Annotated in this window: 22 protein-coding genes and 1 tRNA gene; 15 read left to right on the forward strand and 8 right to left on the reverse strand. The window is 59.2% G+C overall.

Annotated elements, in window-relative coordinates; all coding sequences use genetic code 11:
• The first annotated feature begins 6 nt into the window (after nucleotides 1-6).
• From B060_RS0103510 to sciP, 3 genes are all read left to right on the forward strand, one after another.
• Complete coding sequence (locus tag B060_RS0103510; protein ID WP_018080368.1) at nucleotides 7-675, forward strand: flagellar hook assembly protein FlgD; 669 nt, start codon at nucleotides 7-9, stop codon at nucleotides 673-675.
• A 57-nt stretch (nucleotides 676-732) separates the two neighbouring features.
• Nucleotides 733-2,190 (forward strand): flagellar hook protein FlgE, encoded by a 1,458-nt coding sequence (locus B060_RS0103515; RefSeq protein ID WP_018080369.1) that lies wholly within the window; start codon nucleotides 733-735, stop codon nucleotides 2,188-2,190.
• A gap of 235 nt (nucleotides 2,191-2,425) precedes the next feature.
• Nucleotides 2,426-2,707: a CtrA inhibitor SciP gene (sciP, locus tag B060_RS0103520; protein WP_018080370.1), complete on the forward strand. Its 282-nt coding sequence runs from the start codon at nucleotides 2,426-2,428 to the stop codon at nucleotides 2,705-2,707.
• A gap of 211 nt (nucleotides 2,708-2,918) precedes the next feature.
• Here the strand turns inward: sciP and B060_RS0103525 are convergent, their stop codons facing one another.
• Both B060_RS0103525 and B060_RS0103530 read right to left on the reverse strand, forming a co-directional pair.
• The gene (locus tag B060_RS0103525) at nucleotides 2,919-3,467 is read right to left on the reverse strand and encodes a winged helix-turn-helix transcriptional regulator (protein ID WP_018080371.1); all 549 of its coding nucleotides are present in this window, start codon (nucleotides 3,465-3,467) and stop codon (nucleotides 2,919-2,921) included.
• 155 nt (nucleotides 3,468-3,622) lie between these two features.
• Entirely contained in the window at nucleotides 3,623-4,147 is a 525-nt protein-coding gene (locus B060_RS0103530; protein ID WP_018080372.1) for a hypothetical protein, read from the reverse strand.
• A gap of 506 nt (nucleotides 4,148-4,653) precedes the next feature.
• Between B060_RS0103530 and B060_RS0103535 the strand changes: the two genes are divergently transcribed.
• The 4 genes from B060_RS0103535 to B060_RS0103550 all read left to right on the forward strand — a co-directional run bounded on the left by B060_RS0103535 (nucleotide 4,654) and on the right by B060_RS0103550 (nucleotide 6,660).
• Complete coding sequence (locus tag B060_RS0103535; protein WP_018080373.1) at nucleotides 4,654-5,070, forward strand: helix-turn-helix domain-containing protein; 417 nt, start codon at nucleotides 4,654-4,656, stop codon at nucleotides 5,068-5,070.
• A gap of 75 nt (nucleotides 5,071-5,145) precedes the next feature.
• The gene (locus B060_RS25975) at nucleotides 5,146-5,802 is read left to right on the forward strand and encodes a response regulator transcription factor (RefSeq protein WP_018080374.1); all 657 of its coding nucleotides are present in this window, start codon (nucleotides 5,146-5,148) and stop codon (nucleotides 5,800-5,802) included.
• A 51-nt stretch (nucleotides 5,803-5,853) separates the two neighbouring features.
• Complete coding sequence (locus B060_RS23825) at nucleotides 5,854-6,201, forward strand: hypothetical protein (protein WP_155847925.1); 348 nt, start codon at nucleotides 5,854-5,856, stop codon at nucleotides 6,199-6,201.
• A gap of 3 nt (nucleotides 6,202-6,204) precedes the next feature.
• Nucleotides 6,205-6,660 (forward strand): hypothetical protein, encoded by a 456-nt coding sequence (locus B060_RS0103550; RefSeq protein ID WP_018080376.1) that lies wholly within the window; start codon nucleotides 6,205-6,207, stop codon nucleotides 6,658-6,660.
• Here the strand turns inward: B060_RS0103550 and B060_RS0103555 are convergent.
• On the reverse strand, nucleotides 6,644-7,909 hold the full coding sequence (locus B060_RS0103555; protein WP_018080377.1) for a tetratricopeptide repeat protein: 1,266 nt from the start codon (nucleotides 7,907-7,909) through the stop codon (nucleotides 6,644-6,646). The two genes, B060_RS0103550 and B060_RS0103555, sit on opposite strands and share 17 nt — an antisense overlap.
• Nucleotides 7,909-8,427: an Lrp/AsnC family transcriptional regulator gene (locus B060_RS0103560; RefSeq protein WP_018080378.1), complete on the reverse strand. Its 519-nt coding sequence runs from the start codon at nucleotides 8,425-8,427 to the stop codon at nucleotides 7,909-7,911. The genes B060_RS0103555 and B060_RS0103560 overlap by 1 nt, the downstream gene beginning before the upstream one ends.
• Nucleotides 8,428-8,718: 291 nt before the next feature.
• On the opposite strand from B060_RS0103560, the gene B060_RS0103565 reads away from it, so the two are divergent.
• A tRNA-Met gene (locus tag B060_RS0103565) sits at nucleotides 8,719-8,795 on the forward strand.
• A gap of 67 nt (nucleotides 8,796-8,862) precedes the next feature.
• A complete protein-coding gene (locus tag B060_RS0103570) occupies nucleotides 8,863-9,666 on the forward strand; it encodes an ABC transporter ATP-binding protein (RefSeq protein WP_018080379.1) in 804 nt (267 codons plus the stop codon).
• Between the two features lie 148 nt (nucleotides 9,667-9,814).
• Here B060_RS0103570 and B060_RS28185 read toward each other — a convergent pair whose 3' ends face one another.
• On the reverse strand, nucleotides 9,815-10,582 hold the full coding sequence (locus B060_RS28185) for a hypothetical protein (protein ID WP_040401715.1): 768 nt from the start codon (nucleotides 10,580-10,582) through the stop codon (nucleotides 9,815-9,817).
• A 193-nt stretch (nucleotides 10,583-10,775) separates the two neighbouring features.
• On the opposite strand from B060_RS28185, the gene B060_RS0103580 reads away from it, so the two are divergent.
• From B060_RS0103580 to B060_RS0103590, 3 genes are read left to right on the forward strand one after another with little or no spacing between them, the layout of a single operon-like run.
• Nucleotides 10,776-11,264 carry a hypothetical protein gene (locus B060_RS0103580; RefSeq protein ID WP_018080380.1) on the forward strand — a complete coding sequence of 163 codons (489 nt, stop codon included), beginning with the start codon at nucleotides 10,776-10,778 and terminating at the stop codon, nucleotides 11,262-11,264.
• Nucleotides 11,264-11,497 (forward strand): helix-turn-helix domain-containing protein, encoded by a 234-nt coding sequence (locus B060_RS0103585; RefSeq protein WP_018080381.1) that lies wholly within the window; start codon nucleotides 11,264-11,266, stop codon nucleotides 11,495-11,497. The genes B060_RS0103580 and B060_RS0103585 overlap by 1 nt, the downstream gene beginning before the upstream one ends.
• Complete coding sequence (locus tag B060_RS0103590) at nucleotides 11,497-12,330, forward strand: endonuclease/exonuclease/phosphatase family protein (protein WP_018080382.1); 834 nt, start codon at nucleotides 11,497-11,499, stop codon at nucleotides 12,328-12,330. The genes B060_RS0103585 and B060_RS0103590 overlap by 1 nt, the downstream gene beginning before the upstream one ends.
• Nucleotides 12,331-12,381: 51 nt before the next feature.
• On the opposite strand, the gene B060_RS0103595 is transcribed toward B060_RS0103590, so the two are convergent.
• Together B060_RS0103595 and B060_RS0103600 are read right to left on the reverse strand one after the other, a co-directional pair.
• Nucleotides 12,382-12,684 (reverse strand): ElaB/YgaM/YqjD family protein, encoded by a 303-nt coding sequence (locus B060_RS0103595; RefSeq protein WP_018080383.1) that lies wholly within the window; start codon nucleotides 12,682-12,684, stop codon nucleotides 12,382-12,384.
• A 27-nt stretch (nucleotides 12,685-12,711) separates the two neighbouring features.
• Entirely contained in the window at nucleotides 12,712-13,260 is a 549-nt protein-coding gene (locus B060_RS0103600) for a hemerythrin domain-containing protein (protein WP_018080384.1), read from the reverse strand.
• 211 nt (nucleotides 13,261-13,471) lie between these two features.
• Between B060_RS0103600 and groES the strand changes: the two genes are divergently transcribed.
• From groES to B060_RS0103615, 3 genes are all read left to right on the forward strand, one after another.
• Complete coding sequence (gene groES, locus B060_RS0103605; RefSeq protein ID WP_018080385.1) at nucleotides 13,472-13,762, forward strand: co-chaperone GroES; 291 nt, start codon at nucleotides 13,472-13,474, stop codon at nucleotides 13,760-13,762.
• Nucleotides 13,763-13,914: 152 nt separating this feature from the next.
• On the forward strand, nucleotides 13,915-15,564 hold the full coding sequence (groL, locus tag B060_RS0103610) for a chaperonin GroEL (protein WP_018080386.1): 1,650 nt from the start codon (nucleotides 13,915-13,917) through the stop codon (nucleotides 15,562-15,564).
• 142 nt (nucleotides 15,565-15,706) lie between these two features.
• The gene (locus B060_RS0103615) at nucleotides 15,707-16,099 is read left to right on the forward strand and encodes a hypothetical protein (RefSeq protein WP_155847796.1); all 393 of its coding nucleotides are present in this window, start codon (nucleotides 15,707-15,709) and stop codon (nucleotides 16,097-16,099) included.
• Between the two features lie 269 nt (nucleotides 16,100-16,368).
• Here B060_RS0103615 and B060_RS0103620 read toward each other — a convergent pair whose 3' ends face one another.
• The gene (locus B060_RS0103620; protein ID WP_018080388.1) at nucleotides 16,369-17,424 is read right to left on the reverse strand and encodes a ribonucleotide-diphosphate reductase subunit beta; all 1,056 of its coding nucleotides are present in this window, start codon (nucleotides 17,422-17,424) and stop codon (nucleotides 16,369-16,371) included.
• Between the last annotated feature and the right edge of the window lie 192 nt (nucleotides 17,425-17,616).

Genomic DNA, 17,616 nt, shown 5'->3' on the forward strand with positions numbered 1-17,616 from the left:
TCCGTCATGGTCAACACCGTAAACAACACCCCCAGCGCGACTGCCAACACGGCCGCCAACACGAAGACCGGCTCCGGCTCGTCGTCAGTGACCACCAACTACACAACCTTCCTCAATCTGCTGACTGCCCAGATCAAGAACCAGGACCCGCTGTCACCGATGGACACCACGGCATGGACCAATCAACTCGTGCAGTATTCCTCGGTCGAGCAGCAACTGAAGGGCAATCAGTATCTTGAGGCGCTCACTAAGCAGGGCACCCAGAGCAACATGAACGCCGCCGTCAGCTATATCGGCAAGACCGTCACCGCCGATCAGGATGTGGCTGCCCTCAAGGACGGCAAGGCCGAGTGGCAATATGCGCTGGGCGCCACCGCCAACAAGGCGACGATGACCATTGAAGATTCCGACGGTGCGGTTGTCTGGAGCGGCAACGCCCCCGACCTGACGTCAGGCAGTCACGCCTTCACCTGGAATGGCAAGGACAGCAGCGGCAAGGCCGTCCCCGACGGACAATACAAACTCAGCATCAAGGCCAGCAACGCGGGCGGTGATGTCCAGGCTGCTGCCGGCATCACGGGCATCGTCACCTCAGCCGCTAATGCCGATGGCACCATTCTTCTTAAGGTCGGTAACACCTCGGTCGATCTGACCGCCGTTACCTCCGTTTCCTAACTTTCCGTTCTTTTGTCTTTTCACGTTTAACGCCGCACGTATCAGGAGTTTCACACCATGAGTATCAACAGCGCCATGCAATCGGGCGTCACCGCCCTGGCCGCCAACTCGACCGCACTCGCCACCATCTCGAACAACATCGCCAACTCCAACACCACCGGCTACAAGCGCATCCTGACCAACTTCACCGATCTGGTGTCAGGTTCGGCCAGCAAGTCGTCGTTCTCGTCAGGCGGCGTTGTGGCAGTCAATCGCCAGACCACGACCAATCAGGGCGAACTCAACAACAACACCTCGGGCTACAGCCTGGGCATCGACGGCCAAGGCTTCTTCGTGGTGTCGGATTCGGCTGAAGACCTGACCTCCGGCAGCTCGCTTCTGTTCACGCGCGATGGTTCCTTCACGACCGACACCAAGGGCAACCTCGTCAACGCCGGCGGGTTCTATCTCGAAGGCTGGCCGGCCGATTCGAGCGGCAATATCAACACCTCCGCTACCGATATCAATATGCTGGCGCCCATCAACGTGGCCGCGCTCTCCAAGGCTATCGAAGCCACCACCAAGGTGACCTTCAAGGCCAACCTGAACGCTGAAACTAAGGTTTCCGATCTGGTCGCCAACTATGACGCGACCGATCCGGCCCTCGCCATGTCGACCTATGACGCCGCAACCGGCACCGGCACCAAGCCGGATTCGACCATATCGAGCACGATTTCAGATTCGCTCGGCCAGCAGCATAATATCACGATCTCGCTGATCAAGAAGGGCATCAGCGCCACGGCGCCGACCGTGGGTGAAACTGAATGGGCCTACGAAGTCTCATCCAAGGACATTATCAGCGGCGGCACGCCCGACCTGCACCAGATTTCGACCGGCTCGCTGTTCTTCAAGCAGGACGGCACGCTTGATATCGGCGACGCGGCCAACAGCGTCGCGTCGCCCTCAACCGGCGGCCTGATGGACCCGACCCTGAATGTGGTCGGCGCCTCGGGTGATACCGCAGCCACTGTCCGCTGGGCTGACAGCGTCGGGGCTCAGGCCCTGCCGTCGCTGACCTTCGGCTATGATGTCAACAGCGTCACCAACAATGCCAGCTCGCTGACCCAGATCACGGGGGATTCCACCACCGACTCGGTCAAGGCCAACGGTACAGAATTCGGCACCTTGGCCAAGGTCGAGATCGGCAAGGACGGCATCGTCAAGGCGATCTACAACAACGGCAACTCGCGTACCCTGGCGCAGGTGGCCCTGGCCACCTTCCTGAACGCCAACGGCCTGACGCCCGTCACCGGCAATGCTTACGCGGTGTCGACAGAATCGGGCGCCTTCCTGCTCAAGATGCCTGGCCAGACCGGCTCCGGCACCCTGGAAGCCGATACGCTTGAAGCCTCCACCGTTGACCTGGCGCAGGAATTCACCGGCCTCATTACCACCCAGCGCGCCTATTCGGCGGCCTCGAAGATTGTCACCACCGCAGATGAAATGCTGCAGGAACTTCTGGCCATCAAGCGCTAATAAGGCGACGCCGGCCAGTTAACTAAGTATTTATTGGCCACCCTCGCTTTATACTCAAACATAACTGAATTATTAATACGGCCTGAACTTGAAAGCGAAAAGCTAACACATATTAAACGAAGCATTAACGATACCTTATCGCAAATTTTACCATATATTTACTATGGCAATTAAGCTGATGTTTAAGGAAGGCGTATAGGATGCTGGTATGTGATGGTAACAAAGGCAAAACGCCATGCTTCAAGAGCAACGCCGCGATAACAAAGGCGAAAAATACGTGATTGGTCCTACCGGGGCAAAACTGACGCTCAACGACCTGCCGCCAGCCGGCACGGAACGTTGGGTCATACGCCGCAAGGCAGAGGTGGTGGCAGCCGTGCGCGGCGGTCTCCTGACCTTTGACGATGCGTGCGAACGCTACAACATTACCTCGGAAGAGTTCCTGGGTTGGCAAAAGGCCATTGAGAATCATGGCATGGCCGGCCTGCGCACCACGAGAATCCAGTCTTACCGCTAAACCAGTCTTACTTAAGGCAGGGCTGGATACCAGATTCATGAGCGGCCACGCCTGAGAGATCAGGCGTGGCCGCTGGTGCTTTTGGCCGATGTGGAAACGCCTCCCCTTTTTAAAGAGGAGGCGTGGAAACTTACTTAGAGCGCTTCCCGAAAAGTGCTTAAAAACAAAAAAAATAGAACACCGATCTGATGCAAGCAGATCGTAACATGCTCTAATCCACCTCTTCGGCAATAAACCGGCGCTTGACCAGTTCCGCCAACGATATGGCGTCCGGGTTCTCCTGCACGCCCAGCTCCCCCATCTGCACGCGCTGCTCGCAGTGCGCGCAATGCGTCACCGGCGACAGACTATGGCCACAGGTATGGATCGTCTCGTAAATCGCGCGCTCCTCACCATAGACATGCTTCTGGCCCCAGTCCTGCATGAAGAGGATCATAGGGCGCAGTTCGCGGCCCTTGTCGGTCAGCAGATATTCATAGCGCCGGGGGCGCTCGCAATAGAGACTTTGCTCGAAGACGCCGTGCGCCACCAGGTGCTTGAGCCGCGCGGCCAGCACATTGCGCGCCAGCCCCAGCGCTTCCTGCCACTGTTCGAAGCGGCAAAGGCCCGAGAAGGCGTCGCGGATAATCAGGAGCGTCCAGGGCTCGCCGATAATATCCAAACTCGCCGCAATGGCGCACTTTTCTTTACTGTAGTCTGCTGATCGGCCCATCGTCGTAACACTCTTGTTTTTTATGTCGAAGCGGTCTTTGACCGCCATCACTATCCGCAGGCTACGCAAAAAGATTTTAACAAGATATGCACAATGCAAGATATTGCAAAAGTTTAATGCGGCACGTCAATACCCAAACGCATCCCTGCAAGGGAGCCGTTGTCATGCCGCATAAAACCTTCAGAAAGTCTTACGAAAAAGGCTTAACGGTTGAGGGCGTAAAGCGCCGAGAAAGCGTGCACCATAGCCGCTTCGTCGCTGCGCACGAAATCCTGCTCGAAGTGATCGCCCTGCCAGTGCAGGAGAAGGCTGGTGGCGCCATCCATGCCGAGCATAAGGCTGTCATGCGCGGCGCTGATGCCGGCCGTGGCGCAATCGGAGGTGAAGGTGCCGCATTCGGCCTGATAGCGGCCGGCCTTGACCACGCGCAGATCCGGCGCGCCGTCGCCGCCATCGAAGGCCGTGACGCGGATATCCTGCGTGCCATTGACCGTATTGAGGTGAACATGGACAGCAATGCGCCCGGTATCGGCTTCGCTCACCAGATAAAGGTCATCACGGCGGCCATCGCCATCGAAATCGCCGTCGCGCGAGACGGTCTGATCGGTCAGGGAAGGCCGGCTGAGATCGGGCGTCAGAGTCGAGGCATTTGCCAGGGTTGAAATCGCCACACCACCCAGCGCGATCAGCGCCCCCAGCACACCCAGAACATAAGCCCGTACCATCATCATCCTACCCTTATATTGGCTTGAAGGGCGAGGTTGTGTCCTTTCAGGACATCCTGGCGCCTTTTGCGTACTCTTCACGCAAGGCCGATGCCAGCATTGCCACAGGCGGGCGATTATGACAATAATATTTTGTTAACTATTTAGATGATTGTAAAGTCGGGGAAAAGTCATAAGCGCTCCCCTCGTCGGCCGGTAGACGCATAACGCTTTCCGGGCCATATAACAGCCAGGACAGGTCTGGTGCAGCCGGATGCGGACGATCGCCGGCCGTGCTGGTACAGCCCGTTTGCAGCAGGGCGATAAGGGCTTGCGACCCAAGACTCAGTAAAACCATCTGCGACTCCACAATTTATATTGATTGAGAATAATTCGCATTGTCGAAATAGCAAGCGCCATTTCGTCACAATAGCTTGATGGGCTGTGAGCAGCAGAAAGAACCAGAGCAAAACCCGCAGAAGCATGCCGTTGGGCTTGTCATTTTGCGAAGGGTATGTAAATTCTCCTTCATGACCGATGAAGACGTTAAAACCGCGAACATGCCCCATGCCACAGACCTGCACGTCGGAGACGTTGTCAGGAAGCGCCGCAAGGAACTGAAATTCAGCCAGGCCGAACTGGCGAAGGCCGTGGGGCTGACCTTTCAGCAAATTCAAAAATACGAGCGCGGCTCGAATCGCATTTCGGCGTCAAAGCTGTATGAGATCGCGCATTTTCTCAACATACCCATCGCTTATTTCTTCGATGGCCTGTCCTCTGACGAAGAGGTTCGCGCGCCCTTTCAAGAAGGCAATACCGACGCTTTCCTCGCCAGTGTCGAAGGACAGTCGCTGGCCAATGCCTTCGTGAAACTGACGCCCGCCAAGCGCAAGGGCGTTATGAGTCTGGTCCGTGCCATACTGGCCGACGAACGCAGCCCCTCCTAAATCCTGCCTCTGGCCTATTGCCGATATTTTCGTTACCCTTGGAAACGGGTCGCGGATCTTGAGGGGGAGACAATAATGATGCCGGTGGGTTTGCAGAGCGTCGAGCTGTTATCTGATCGACAGAAGGAAATTCTGCGTCTGGTGGCGAAGCACTACCAGGCCAAGGAAATCGCGCGGCTTCTCAATATCAGCGAGCATACGGTCAAGACCCACACCGACGAAGCGCGCCGGCGTCTCGACGTACCGACCAGCCGTCAGGCGGCGCGGCTTTTGGCGGAATATGAAGGGGGCGCAGGCCTCCCCCTTGACGAGCCTCCCCCCGCAATGGGGATGCCGCCATCGCCATCGGAGGCGTCTGTATGGGGGCATGAACAAGCCCTTTCTCCCCCGCGACCATTACATGACGATCAGCTTTCAGGAACTGGAAACAGTCTGGGAAATGCTGGCGACTCACAACAAGTACAACGACATCAGGGACGCGGTGGAAACCGTACGCCTGTTGAGCAAATCGTGCAGCCCCATGAAGGCGCTGCATACCTTGCTGGTAACGACAGCCTGGCTGGCGGACGATGGGACGGGTTCACAGGACGGTTAAAGACACTCAGCCTGCCGCAGTGGCTCGGCCTGATCATCGTCGTCAGCATACTTTTCCCGCTGATGCTGGGCATACTGGTCCAGGCCGCTACGAACGCGCTCAGTGTCTTCCAGACTTTACACGCTTCCGCCGGGTAACCGTCCCCGTCGAGCGATCATCGGCCACACGTTCGGCCAAGGAATATCAACATGAAAAGAATCGAAATGGTGCGCCATGGCGCCCAACAGCTTACTGTTGCCGAAAATGCGGTTGAAACGGCGCTTGTCGAGGTGTCCACCCTGCTGAGCCAGCTTGGCCGGATGCGCCTGGACTCCAATCTGTCCCCGGTCTTAGGTCAGGAAGCGATTGCCACCCTGGTTGAGTCTGTTACGCTGTTGTCGAACGCACGCGGCAAGATGGTGGACGCGCATGAACACCTGAACGGCGTGAAAACCCAGATCGGCTGCGGCGCCGTCGCGGCCGGCACGCTCGACAAGGGCGAGAGCAAACCCGCCCCGCACGTTTCCATCGTGGGCGGCACAAGGACAGCGGCTTAAGGTATGACCCTAAACCAGGCATGGCAAATCAGCGGCACCCTTATCGCTATCGTTTGCTGTGTCTGGGCCTGGCGTTGCGGCGGTCCTGCGGAACGTCGCGGCGCCATCTATATTCTGACCGCCTGGCTTTTGTCGGTGGCTTTCCAGTCCCATCAAGCCAGTGGCCCCGGCGTGTGGGTCGACATCATCGACATTCTTCTGCTGGCCGCCCTCGTTCATCTCTCGGTGCAATCGCGCAAGCCCTGGACGCTTTTTGCCGCCGCCTGCCAGCTCGACACCATCGCCTCGCACATGTCGCAGGTCCTTTCCGGCTTCAGCCAGTGGGCCTATGTGGTCGTTCTGGGGATCTGGGGCGGCTATGGCCTGCTGATCTGTCTGGCGATCGGCACCTACAATCATCAGCGAGAGACGCGGCGCCTGAGGGGCATGGCGGAGAAGCCCCCTACGGCGTCAGCTTGATCACACCCACCAGAGCCGGCTCGACCGTCTCCGCGCGCGGATTGCCCTGATCATCGAGATGGCTCCACTGGCTCTTGGCGACGAACACAAAGAAATCATCGGCCACCAGCCCTTGCGACGGCTGGGCCAGCAGCTTTTCCGAGCGCAGCAGCGTCTCGACCGATTCCGCCTGCGTCCAGTCCGCTGACATACGGATGCGCAGCACGCGATTGGGCTTGAAGCCGTTCTGGATGGCGATCAGGTCATGGCCATAACGCGCGATCGACGACAGACCGAGCAGATTGCCATCGGCCGGCGCCAGCAGGCGCGTCATGCTGCCGGCCTTGAGGTCGACGCGGTAAAGCCCGGAGGTGAAATCGCTGACAATCAAAAGCGATCCGTCCTCGTTTTCGGCCAGGCCTTGCGGTGAATCCATATAGCCTTCGGGCACCAGCACTTCGAGCGTTGCGCCATAGCCGGTCAGGCGCAGCACTTCGCCGTGGTTGTTGTCGATGACGTAGAGATCGTCCTTGCCCGCCAGCAGGTGCCCGAACTCGCGTGCCACCTTGGCGTCCGTCATCGTGGAGATCACCGCGCCATCGGCCGGATTAATAGCGACGATCTTCGACGTCACCGGCTTGGAAGCGTCATAACCTTCGGTCTGGCGGCTTTGCGCCGTGGAGGCCCACAGCTTGCCATCATGCAGCCCCAGACCAAAGGCGGCCACGCCCGGTCGGAATTTGATGACCTGGCGCTCGCCGCCCGGAGCTTCGGCCAGGATATTGCCGCCGCGGATGCCGCTGACATAGACCACCTGCGCATTGTGCGGCTCATAGGCCAGCGCCTCGGCGATGACGAAATCCGGCAGGGCCGCCGCCACGCGGATAGCGCCAAACGGCGCCTCATTGGCCTGAAGCTGGTCCTCCAGCGCGCTGTCCCAGAGGGTGGTGAAATCGCTGCTTTTGGCCAGATCGAGCACATTGCCGCGCTTGAGATAATCAGTCAGCACCGCCTTGGCGTCATCGGTGCGCTTTTGCTGCATATAGACCTGCGCCTGCAACAGCGCGATCGACGGCGAATCCGGCAGGATAGCGCGCGCCTTGTCGAAGATTTCCAGCGCCTTCGCGGCGTCGCCCTGCTGCAGCGCGGTCATGCCGTCACCCCGCAGGGTGCGGAACTGGCCGAGATCGGAGGCCGGATCGACCGTCTGGGCGTGCGCGCCAGAGGCGAGCCAGAGCCCCGCCAGCGCAAGCTTCACGACATGACGCATTACTTTCCTCCGGCCGCTTTTGTCTCTTTTGGCGCGTCCTTATCGAGCACCAGGCTGATCGGCACCGCCGTGGTCTGGCGGACGCTGCGCATGATGATACGCGATTCAACTCCGGACACCAGATCGGAGGCCAGCAACTTGTCGCGCAGAAAATCATCATAAGCGTGCATGTCACGCGTCATCACGCGCAGCATATAGTCCTCGTGGCCGGTGACGGTCTGGCAACTGACGACCTCGGGCCAGTTTTCCAGCCGCGCCTCGAAGGCCTCCAGATTGGCGCGCGACGGCAGGGAGAGTTTCACCGAGACATACACCTCGAAACCAAGGCCCAGCCGGTCAGGATCGAGCACGGTGACGCGCTTGAGGATCACGCCTAGGTCTTCCAGCCGCTTGATGCGACGCCAGCACGGTGAAGGCGACAGCCCCACGCGCTCGGCCAGATCGGCCACGGAAAGGGAGGCGTCTTCCTGGATCAGGTTCAGAATACGCGCATCGAGCTCATCGATCAGATCAGACAAAATTTACCCCGGAACGCCAGAAATTACACCGCGCGGCCAGTAGTGACGACATTTTGCGAAAATTCCATCCCTATCTGCAAATTTGTCCGCCGTGTGCGCTTTTTAAGGCGAAATCCTTCGCGCGCGGTGCGTTAAAACAGCGTTTCGTGGATAGCTCAGGAGAAATTGCGCAATTTTCTCCGCCGAGGCTTGAACCCCGCCGGCTTATTGGCTATAGGCGTGCGCTCCGCGACACGCTTGCGGATCGCGCCACGCTTTTCAAGCGCCGGCGCCACGACAAGACCCTGGTTTGGTTGGGTAGCTCAGTTGGTTAGAGCGGTGGATTCATAACCCACAGGTCGGCGGTTCGGATCCGCCTCCAACCACCAGGTTTCTTGCGAGTTCCGTGCACCATCGGCTTGCTGGAACACACTCCAATTTGTTAAGCGAAGTGCCATGTTGCCAGCCGATGACACCGCCCCGCCCCTGCTGACGATACGAAACGCCCATGTAGTGCGCGGTCAGCGCGTGCTGCTCGACGGGCTCAGCCTGACGCTCAACACCGGTCAGCACACCGCCATTCTCGGCCCCAACGGTTCGGGCAAGTCCACCCTCGTCAAGCTGATCACGCGCCAGCTTTATCCGCTGGCCGGCGGCTACGTGTCGCTGTTCGGCCACGCGCGCTGGAACGTCACCGACCTGCGCAGCCTGATGGGCATTGTCTCCTCCTCGATCCAGCTCGATTTCGACGCCCATCCGCCGCTAGAGGTCTTCGATTGCGTCGTCTCCGGCTTCTTCGCGGCCCGCGGGCTCTGGAAGCAGCACGCGGTCAGCGACGATATGCGCGCCCGCAGTCGGGAAGCGCTGGAACAGACCGGCGCCAGCCATCTGATCGGCCGCGACATGTCGAGCTTATCGACCGGCGAGGCCCGGCGCGTGCTGATCGCGCGGGCGCTGGTGCACCGGCCCAAGGCGCTGCTGCTCGATGAACCGTGCGCCGGACTCGATCCGGCGGCGCGGCGGGTCTTTCTGGAAGGTTTGCGCAGACTGGCTCAAGGCGGGACGACGCTTATTCTGGTTACCCACCATATCGAGGAAATCCTGCCGGAGATCGGTCATATCGTCATGCTGCGCGATGGCCGCGTGCTGCATGAGGGCGACAAATCCGCCCTGCTCGACAGCGCCCACCTGACCGAGCTTTTCGACATGCCGGTCGAGGTCCAGCCGCATGGGGCGTGGTTTGGCGCGAGCGTGGATTAAAGCATCTTATCCTCCCCTGCGAAGCGGGGGAGGTGGCGAGCTTGTCTCGCCGGAGGGGGCCTCTTTAAATGACTTCCGGGTCGCCCCCTCCGTCGCCGACTACGCGGCGACACCTCCCCCGATAAATCAGGGGAGGATAAGCTATGGCTTAGCCCGCTTGCCCGACAAGCTGACCTTTATTATCCAGCGTCACCGGATTTTCGTCGGTGCGGATGGCGAAGCCCTCACCGCCGCCCATACGTGACAAGGATTGGCCTGCCTGACCGGCATTGCCGCCGTCACCACCGGGCGTGCCGCGCTGACCACCCTTGCCGCCGCCGCCGGGGGTGCCGTAATAGCCGCGATTGCCGGCCACGATGATGCCGCCGTCGCCCTGCAAGGCGCTGCCGCCGTCGCCGCCCTTGCCATTGGGGAAACCACCGCCGCCACCCGAACCGATGCCATCCGCGCCCGCACCGCCGCCTCCGCCGGCCTTGATCGAGCCCTTCGGCTGTATGACGATGGCCAGAGGTGCGCGGACATAGATCGCATCGCCGCCGCGTCCGCCGTCGCGCACCATCGGGGTGTCGCCACCATCGGCGCCATTGCCGCCGCCGCCATAGACGTGGCCCTTGACCACCAGGGCGATGAAGGCGTTCTCCGGCCATTCGCCGGTATCAATCGCCGTGCCGCCGCCCTGTTTGCCCATCACGTTCTTGTCCTGAGGTACGACGAAGGCATAGCTGGCGGCCGAATGGCCATCGTATCCGGCCTTATCGGCAAGGGCGCGCAGATTGGCGGCCTCGGTGACCTGAAGAACAATGACCGGCGCGTCATCCGCCGCCGCGCTGTCGGGCGCAGGATGATCCTGAGCCATGACGGACAACGGCAGAGCCAGGGCCAGGGCGAGTAACGCCGTACCGAAAAGCTTTTTCATCAACCCCTCCATGTATACGGTATACAGATAACAGTCTCAGATGGCAGCGACAACCGACAATTTCAAAGCTGAAACAGGACGCTTGACTTTAAGTGTTATTTAAATTTATATGCACACAAGATAAATAACTTAACCTCTTAACGCGAGACTTGTCCTGCCGCTGAGCAGGCTGCATCGCACCCAGGAAGCACGTATGCCTCGCCTCATGAAAAACCTTTTCGCCGGCTTTGTCGCCCTGGCCTACCTTGCCGTATCCCTGATCTTCAGGGCCAACGAAATCATGGCGGCCAAGCCCGACGACCATTTCAATTTTTACGACCTTCTTCTGCCGCGGCCGATCCTGCTGGTGTATGGTCTGGCGCCCCTGCTCATCGCCATCGCCATCTATCAGCTCAACCTCTTCACGATGGCCGGACGTGACCCACTGACCGGCAATTTCACGCCGAAGGCCTTACAGCCTTTACGTCTCGCAGGCCTGTTTCTGACGGCCGGCGGCATGATGTACATGGGATTCGAAACGATCCTAAGCCGGCTTATCGGCACCGAAATTCTGCCGTTCAATTCGGGCGCGGGCCTGCCCTTCATGATTATCGGCTTTGCCCTGGCCGCCATATCGCGTAACGGCAACGCATTGGCCGCCAATGCCCAAAAATTACGCTCCGAACTGGATGACATCGTTTAATGCCCATTCGCGTCACACTTGATGTCATGCTGGCCAAAAGAAAGGTGCGCGCCAAAGATCTGGCGGCGCGCATCGGCCTGTCCGAAACCCAGCTCAGCCTGCTGCGCACCGGCAAGGTGAAAGGGATGCGTTTCGAGACGCTCTCGAAGATTTGCCTGATTTTAGAGTGCCAGCCGGCCGATATTGTGGAATATGATCCGGACGATAACGATCTCAATACGGGTGAAGACTGATGCGTATAGCCATAACCGCCGGCCTGACGTTGCTGCTGGCCACCTCCGCCGGCGCCGAAACGGTGCGGCTGATGAGCTACAATATCCGCGTCGATGTCGAAGGCGATAATCCGCGCTGGGCCGAGCGTCGCGATCCATTGGCCAGGCAAATTGCCTTTACCGGGCCGGATATCTTCGGCGTTCAGGAAGCCACCCAACCCGCCGTGGCTGACCTCGCCAGCCGCCTGCCGGTATACGGCCACTACGGCATCGGCCGCGACGACGGCAAGGCCGGCGAAACCACCACCCTGTTCTACAACAGCGCCCGCTTTACCCTGGTGAAGGCCCAGACCCAGTGGTGCTCGAAAACACCGGATGTGCCCAGCAAGGACGCCGATGCCGCCCTGCCGCGCACCTTTACGCGCCTGATCCTGCGGGAACGCAAAAGCGGCCGCCTGCTCGATATCCGCAACGCCCATTTCGATCATATCGGCGTGGTGGCGCGGGAAAACTGCGCCCGTCAGATCGAGGCCCTGCCGCGCTGGCCGGGTGCGGCCGTGATGGTGATGGGGGATTTCAACTCAGGCACCGACAGCGCCCCCTATAAGCTGCTGAGCGATGAGACAGGGCTGAACCTGAAGGACGCCCGCAAAGGCACCGCCATCGACTTTGGGCCCACCGGAACCTTCAACGATTTCGATATCCGCCAGACCGACGGGGACGCCATCGACCATATCTTTGTCGATCGCGCCCTCAAGGTGACGCGCTTCGCCGTGCTGACCGACAGCTTCGGCGGACGGGTGATCTCGGATCACTTCCCCATCGTCGCCGATGTGAAACTGACAAAGAAATAGGCGCCCCTGACCCGGTCAGAAGCGCCCATCATCTATCTCTATATCGAAGGACTAGCGACGGTCGCCGCGGATCAGCAGCGCGCCGAGCACGAAGCCGACGCCGAGCGCGATCAGAGTCGAGGGGATCGGGTTTTCCTCGATCTTGTGCTTGGCCTGGCCGCTATAGCGCTTCACATCATCGCTGGCGTGATCGGCGAAACCGCGCAGCTTGGCCTCAGCCTCCTTGGCGCGTTCGGACAGGACGTGGGTGGCGTGCTCGACCTCATGGCGGATCATGTCGGAGATGGACTCGACGTCCTCCTCGTCGAACGATTTGACCTTGTCGGCGGCAGCCTTGGCTTTGGAAGATAACATGGTAATTTCCCTTTTTGCGAGGTGGGTTTAAGCGAAAGTCTTGGCGTTTTCGGCCGGCGAGTCAGCTATGCCGCCCTTGGCGATCAGGTCCTGCTCGGCGAACGGCGGCAAGGCGGCCATCGCCTTGAGCGCGTCCTTGCGCGCGGCCATTTCGGCGCCCAGGGCATCATAGTCGATATCGAGCTTGCGGGCTTCCGGGAACATCTCGCCTTCTTCTTCCTTGACGTGATGCAGGATGTTTTCCGACAGGACGGTGAACTTGGCTTCCCAATGATCATCCCCCGCCTGCATGGTGTCAAGCTCGGCGATCAACAGTTTGGCGACGTGATGCTCTTCGTCGGCCTCATCCATCATTTCGGTGGTGTCTTTCTTGCCGATGGCCTTGTTGAGCGCCTTGCGCACCACCGGATAGAAGATCTCTTCCTCGATCACCGTATGGATTTTCAGCTCGGTGACGGCCTCCTTGACGATCTTGGCCTTGTCACGCTTGTTATCAGCTTTTTCAAACTGGCGAAACAGGTCCTTTACGAGGCGGTGGTCGGCTTTCAAAAGGCTGATGGCGTCGGTGCTCGGCATGGGATGTCCTCTTCCGGATACGGATGATGTGAGGGCTAATTTACGGAGTCCGGAGTCGGGAAGCGCTGTGGTTTACACGCCGAATTGTAATTTTTTCATGAGGGCCCACCCTTGACTCCAGCCCTCCCCGGCACTACTTCAAGCGCGCTATTGGCACTCACACGGTGAGACTGCTAACAAAGCAATCAATCTAACGAAATGGAGACATCCCATGAGCTTTCGCCCGTTAGGCGACCGCGTTCTGGTCAAGAGAGTTGAAGAAGAAGCCAAGACCAAGGGTGGCATCATCATCCCCGACACCGCCAAGGAAAAGCCGCAAGAAGGCGAAGTCGTCTCGGTCGGCCCCGGCGCGCGCAATGACAAGGGCGAGCAAGTCGCTCTCGACGTCAAGGCCGGCGACCGCATCCTGTTCGGCAAGTGGGGCGGCACGGAAGTCAAGATCGACGGCGAAGACCTGTTGATCCTGAAGGAATCCGACGTTCTGGGCGTCATCACGAAGTAATGTCTGCCCCACCTGTACCTCCCCGCTTGCCGGGGAGGGGGACCGCACGACGCCGCGAAGCGGCTAGATGCGGCGTTGGGGTATCTTGCTTCGGGTCAAGCACCCATCTCTAATACCTTTCCAATTAACGCCAAAAGATAGGACTACATATCATGGCTGCCAAACAAGTTCTGTTCGGTTCCGACGCGCGCGAAAAAATGCTGCGCGGCGTGAACATCCTCGCCAACGCTGTAAAAGTGACCCTCGGCCCCAAGGGCCGCAACGTCGTGCTCGACAAGTCCTTCGGCGCCCCGCGCTCGACCAAGGACGGCGTCTCCGTCGCCAAGGAAATCGAACTGGAAGACAAGTTCGAAAACATGGGCGCGCAGATGATCCGCGAAGTCGCCTCCAAGACCAACGACAAGGCCGGTGACGGCACCACCACCGCCACTGTGCTGGCGCAAGCCATCGTTCAGGAAGGCCTCAAGTCGGTTGCCGCCGGCATGAACCCGATGGACCTGAAGCGCGGCATCGACAAGGCCGTCCACATCGTCGTCGCCGAAATCAAGGCGTCGTCGAAGAAGGTCACCACCAACGCTGAAATCGCCCAGGTCGGCACCATCTCCGCCAACGGCGACGCCGAAGTCGGCGAAATGATCGCCAAGGCCATGGAAAAGGTCGGCAATGAAGGCGTCATCACGGTTGAAGAAGCCAAGACCGCCGAAACCGAACTCGACGTCGTCGAAGGCATGCAGTTCGACCGCGGCTACCTGTCGCCTTACTTCATCACCAACCCCGACAAGATGGAAGTGGTTCTCGAAGACCCTTACATCCTGGTGTTCGACAAGAAGATCTCGTCGCTCCAGCCCATGCTGCCGATCCTCGAAGCCGTTGTGCAATCGGGCCGTCCGCTGCTGATCATCGCTGAAGACGTGGAAGGCGAAGCGCTTGCCACCCTCGTCGTCAACCGCCTGCGTGGCGGCCTGCGCGTTGCCGCCGTCAAGGCGCCTGGCTTCGGCGATCGCCGCAAGGCCATGCTGGAAGACATCGCCGTCCTGACCAAGGGCGAAGTGATCTCCGAAGACCTCGGCATCAAGCTGGAAACCGTCTCGCTCGACCAACTCGGCCGCGCCAAAAAGGTGACCATCACCAAGGAAAACACCACCATCGTTGATGGCGTTGGCGAAAAGTCCGATATCGAAGCCCGTATCGGCCAGATCAAGAAGCAGATCGAAGAAACCACGTCCGACTACGACAAGGAAAAGCTGCAAGAACGTCTGGCCAAGCTGGCCGGCGGCGTCGCCGTTATCCGCGTCGGTGGCTCCACCGAAGTGGAAGTCAAGGAAAAGAAGGACCGCGTCGACGACGCGCTGAACGCCACGCGTGCAGCCGTTGAAGAAGGCATCGTTCCGGGCGGCGGCACGGCGCTCCTGAAGGCCTCGAAGGCCCTCAAGGGCATCGAAGGCGCCAATGCGGATCAAACCGCCGGCATCAACATCATCCGTCGCGCGATTCAAGCGCCGCTGCGCCAGATCGCCGAGAACTCCGGTGTTGAAGGCTCGGTGGTTGTCAACGCCATCCTGGCCAATGACAGCGCCACCTTCGGCTTCAACGCCCAGACCGAACAGTATGTCGATCTGGTCGCCGACGGCGTCATCGATCCGGCCAAGGTTGTCCGCACGGCGCTGCAAGACGCCGCTTCGGTCGCTGGCATCCTGATCACCACGGAAGCCGCTGTCGCCGAAGCTCCTAAGAAGGACGCTGGCGCTCAAGCCCCGCAAATGGGCGGCGGCATGGGCGGTATGGGCGGTATGGATTTCTAATCCATCCCCTCAGCCTTCTGCTGAAAATGGAAAGAGCGGGTCGCAAGACCCGCTCTTTTTTATGGTGCATATCCTAATGCGCTGCGTGATAGTCTATTGTGAACGTCACCGCCTCTTGCGCATGACGGTGGAGCTCGTCGCCATGAAAAAATGCCTTCTGTTGTGCCTTTGGGTCTTTTTTGTTCCGTCAGCAGAGGCGAAACCCCAATCATCAGCGAAGCCGATCAATGCGTTGCGTCCTCTGACCAATTCAGAAATCAAGGCTCGTCTATCTGATGTCTATGCCGGCCCCAAATGTTGCGATATGGAAGAACAGTTCCATAGCGATGGCGCCTATGAACTTTACGGCATTGGGCTCTTTCGCGGACATTATGTCATTCGCTCAGGCATGGTTTGTGTAACGACAGAAATGCATCCTGAAAAATGCCGGCGTCTGTTCTCTGATCGCTGGGGAAATACCTATATTGCTGCGCCTGCTGGTGATCCCAAAGAGACAATGGCCGATCCGTTTGAAATCCGCCCTTTCAAACGCTAAAGTCACATCTTTATACCTCCCCGACTTGTCAGGGAGGGGGACCATGAGCGCAGCGAAACGCAGTTTCGCGAAGCGACATGGTGGTGGGGTTCATGGCTTTCTTCCCTGCAGGCCGAGCAGCCGCTTATTGTGGGCAGGCAAGGCCCGTGTGCATTTTAAAGTCAGAAACCCCACCACCCCGCCGCGAGAGCGGCGCGGTCCCCAGCAACGGCCGCCCGTCAGGCATAAAAAAGCCTCCGTTTCCGGAGGCTTTTCCTTACGCGATAACTTTAAGCGTTTATTGGACCCTTGGTCGCTTCCGACCGCTTCTTGAGCAAGGTATCGAACGCCCCCCACACGCCCTCTTCGCCGGTCCATTGCCCCTTGGTGGCGGCCTTGGAATATTCGGTGGCGCGGGCCTCGAAGAAGTTGGCGTGCTCAACGCCCGACAGCAGAACCTGCAGCCACGGCAGCGGGTTTTCCTTCACGCCGCCGTAGATTTCCGGCAGTTCCAGTTGGCGCAGACGCCAGTCGGCGATGTAGCGGATATACGCCTTGATATCTTCCGGGGTCATGCCCTGAACCGGACCCTGCTCGAAGGCCAGATCGATGAACTTGTCCTCCATCGTCACCACGGTCTTGCAGCAATCGATGATGTCGTCGGCCACCGACTTGGTGACGGCGCGCGTTTCGCGGTTGAAGGTATGGTAGAGCTTGATGATGCCCTCGCAGTGCAGGCTTTCGTCACGCACCGACCACGACACGATCTGGCCCATGCCCTTCATCTTGTTGAAGCGCGGGAAGTTCATCAGCATGGCGAAGGAGGCGAACAGTTGCAGGCCTTCGGTGAAGCCGCCGAACATGGCAAGCGTGCGGCAGACATCGGCTTCGGTCTCGACGCCGAACGTGCCCATATAGTCGTGCTTGTCGCGCATGGCCTGATAATCCATGAACGCGCCGAACTCGCTTTCCGGCATGCCGATGGTTTCCAGCAGCAGCGCATAGGCGGCGATGTGCACGGTTTCCATATTGGTGAAGGCCGACAGCATCATCTTGACTTCGGTCGGCTTGAAGACGTGGCTGTAACGTTCCAGATAGTTGTCCTGGACCTCAATATCCGACTGGGTGAAGAAGCGAAAAATCTGCGTCAGCAGGTTGCGCTCGGAATCGCTGAGCTTGGTCGCCCAGTCCTTGCAATCCTCGCCGAGCGGCACTTCTTCGGGGATCCAGTGGACCTGCTGCTGCTTGCGCCAGAACTCAAAGGCCCACGGATAGCGGAACGGCTTGTAGGAATGGCTCGGGGTCAGGAGACCTGCGGAGGACTTGGACAAAATCAGTGAGCTCATAAAAATTCCCGAATCGTTACTAAAGCCAAGAGACAGGCCTATATCACCACAAATTGTGGTTAAGGCCAGATTAACATCTACATATGGTATGTGGTTTTTGGGGATAATTTTTCAATCCCGACATTTTGCCGCACCGCGACGCCTTGGCGACACTAGCACGGCGGACATCGGCGCGCAGCCGCAAAAGTTAAC

Origin of the sequence: Asticcacaulis benevestitus DSM 16100 = ATCC BAA-896 (genome assembly GCF_000376105.1) — a bacterium.
GTDB lineage: Bacteria > Pseudomonadota > Alphaproteobacteria > Caulobacterales > Caulobacteraceae > Asticcacaulis > Asticcacaulis benevestitus.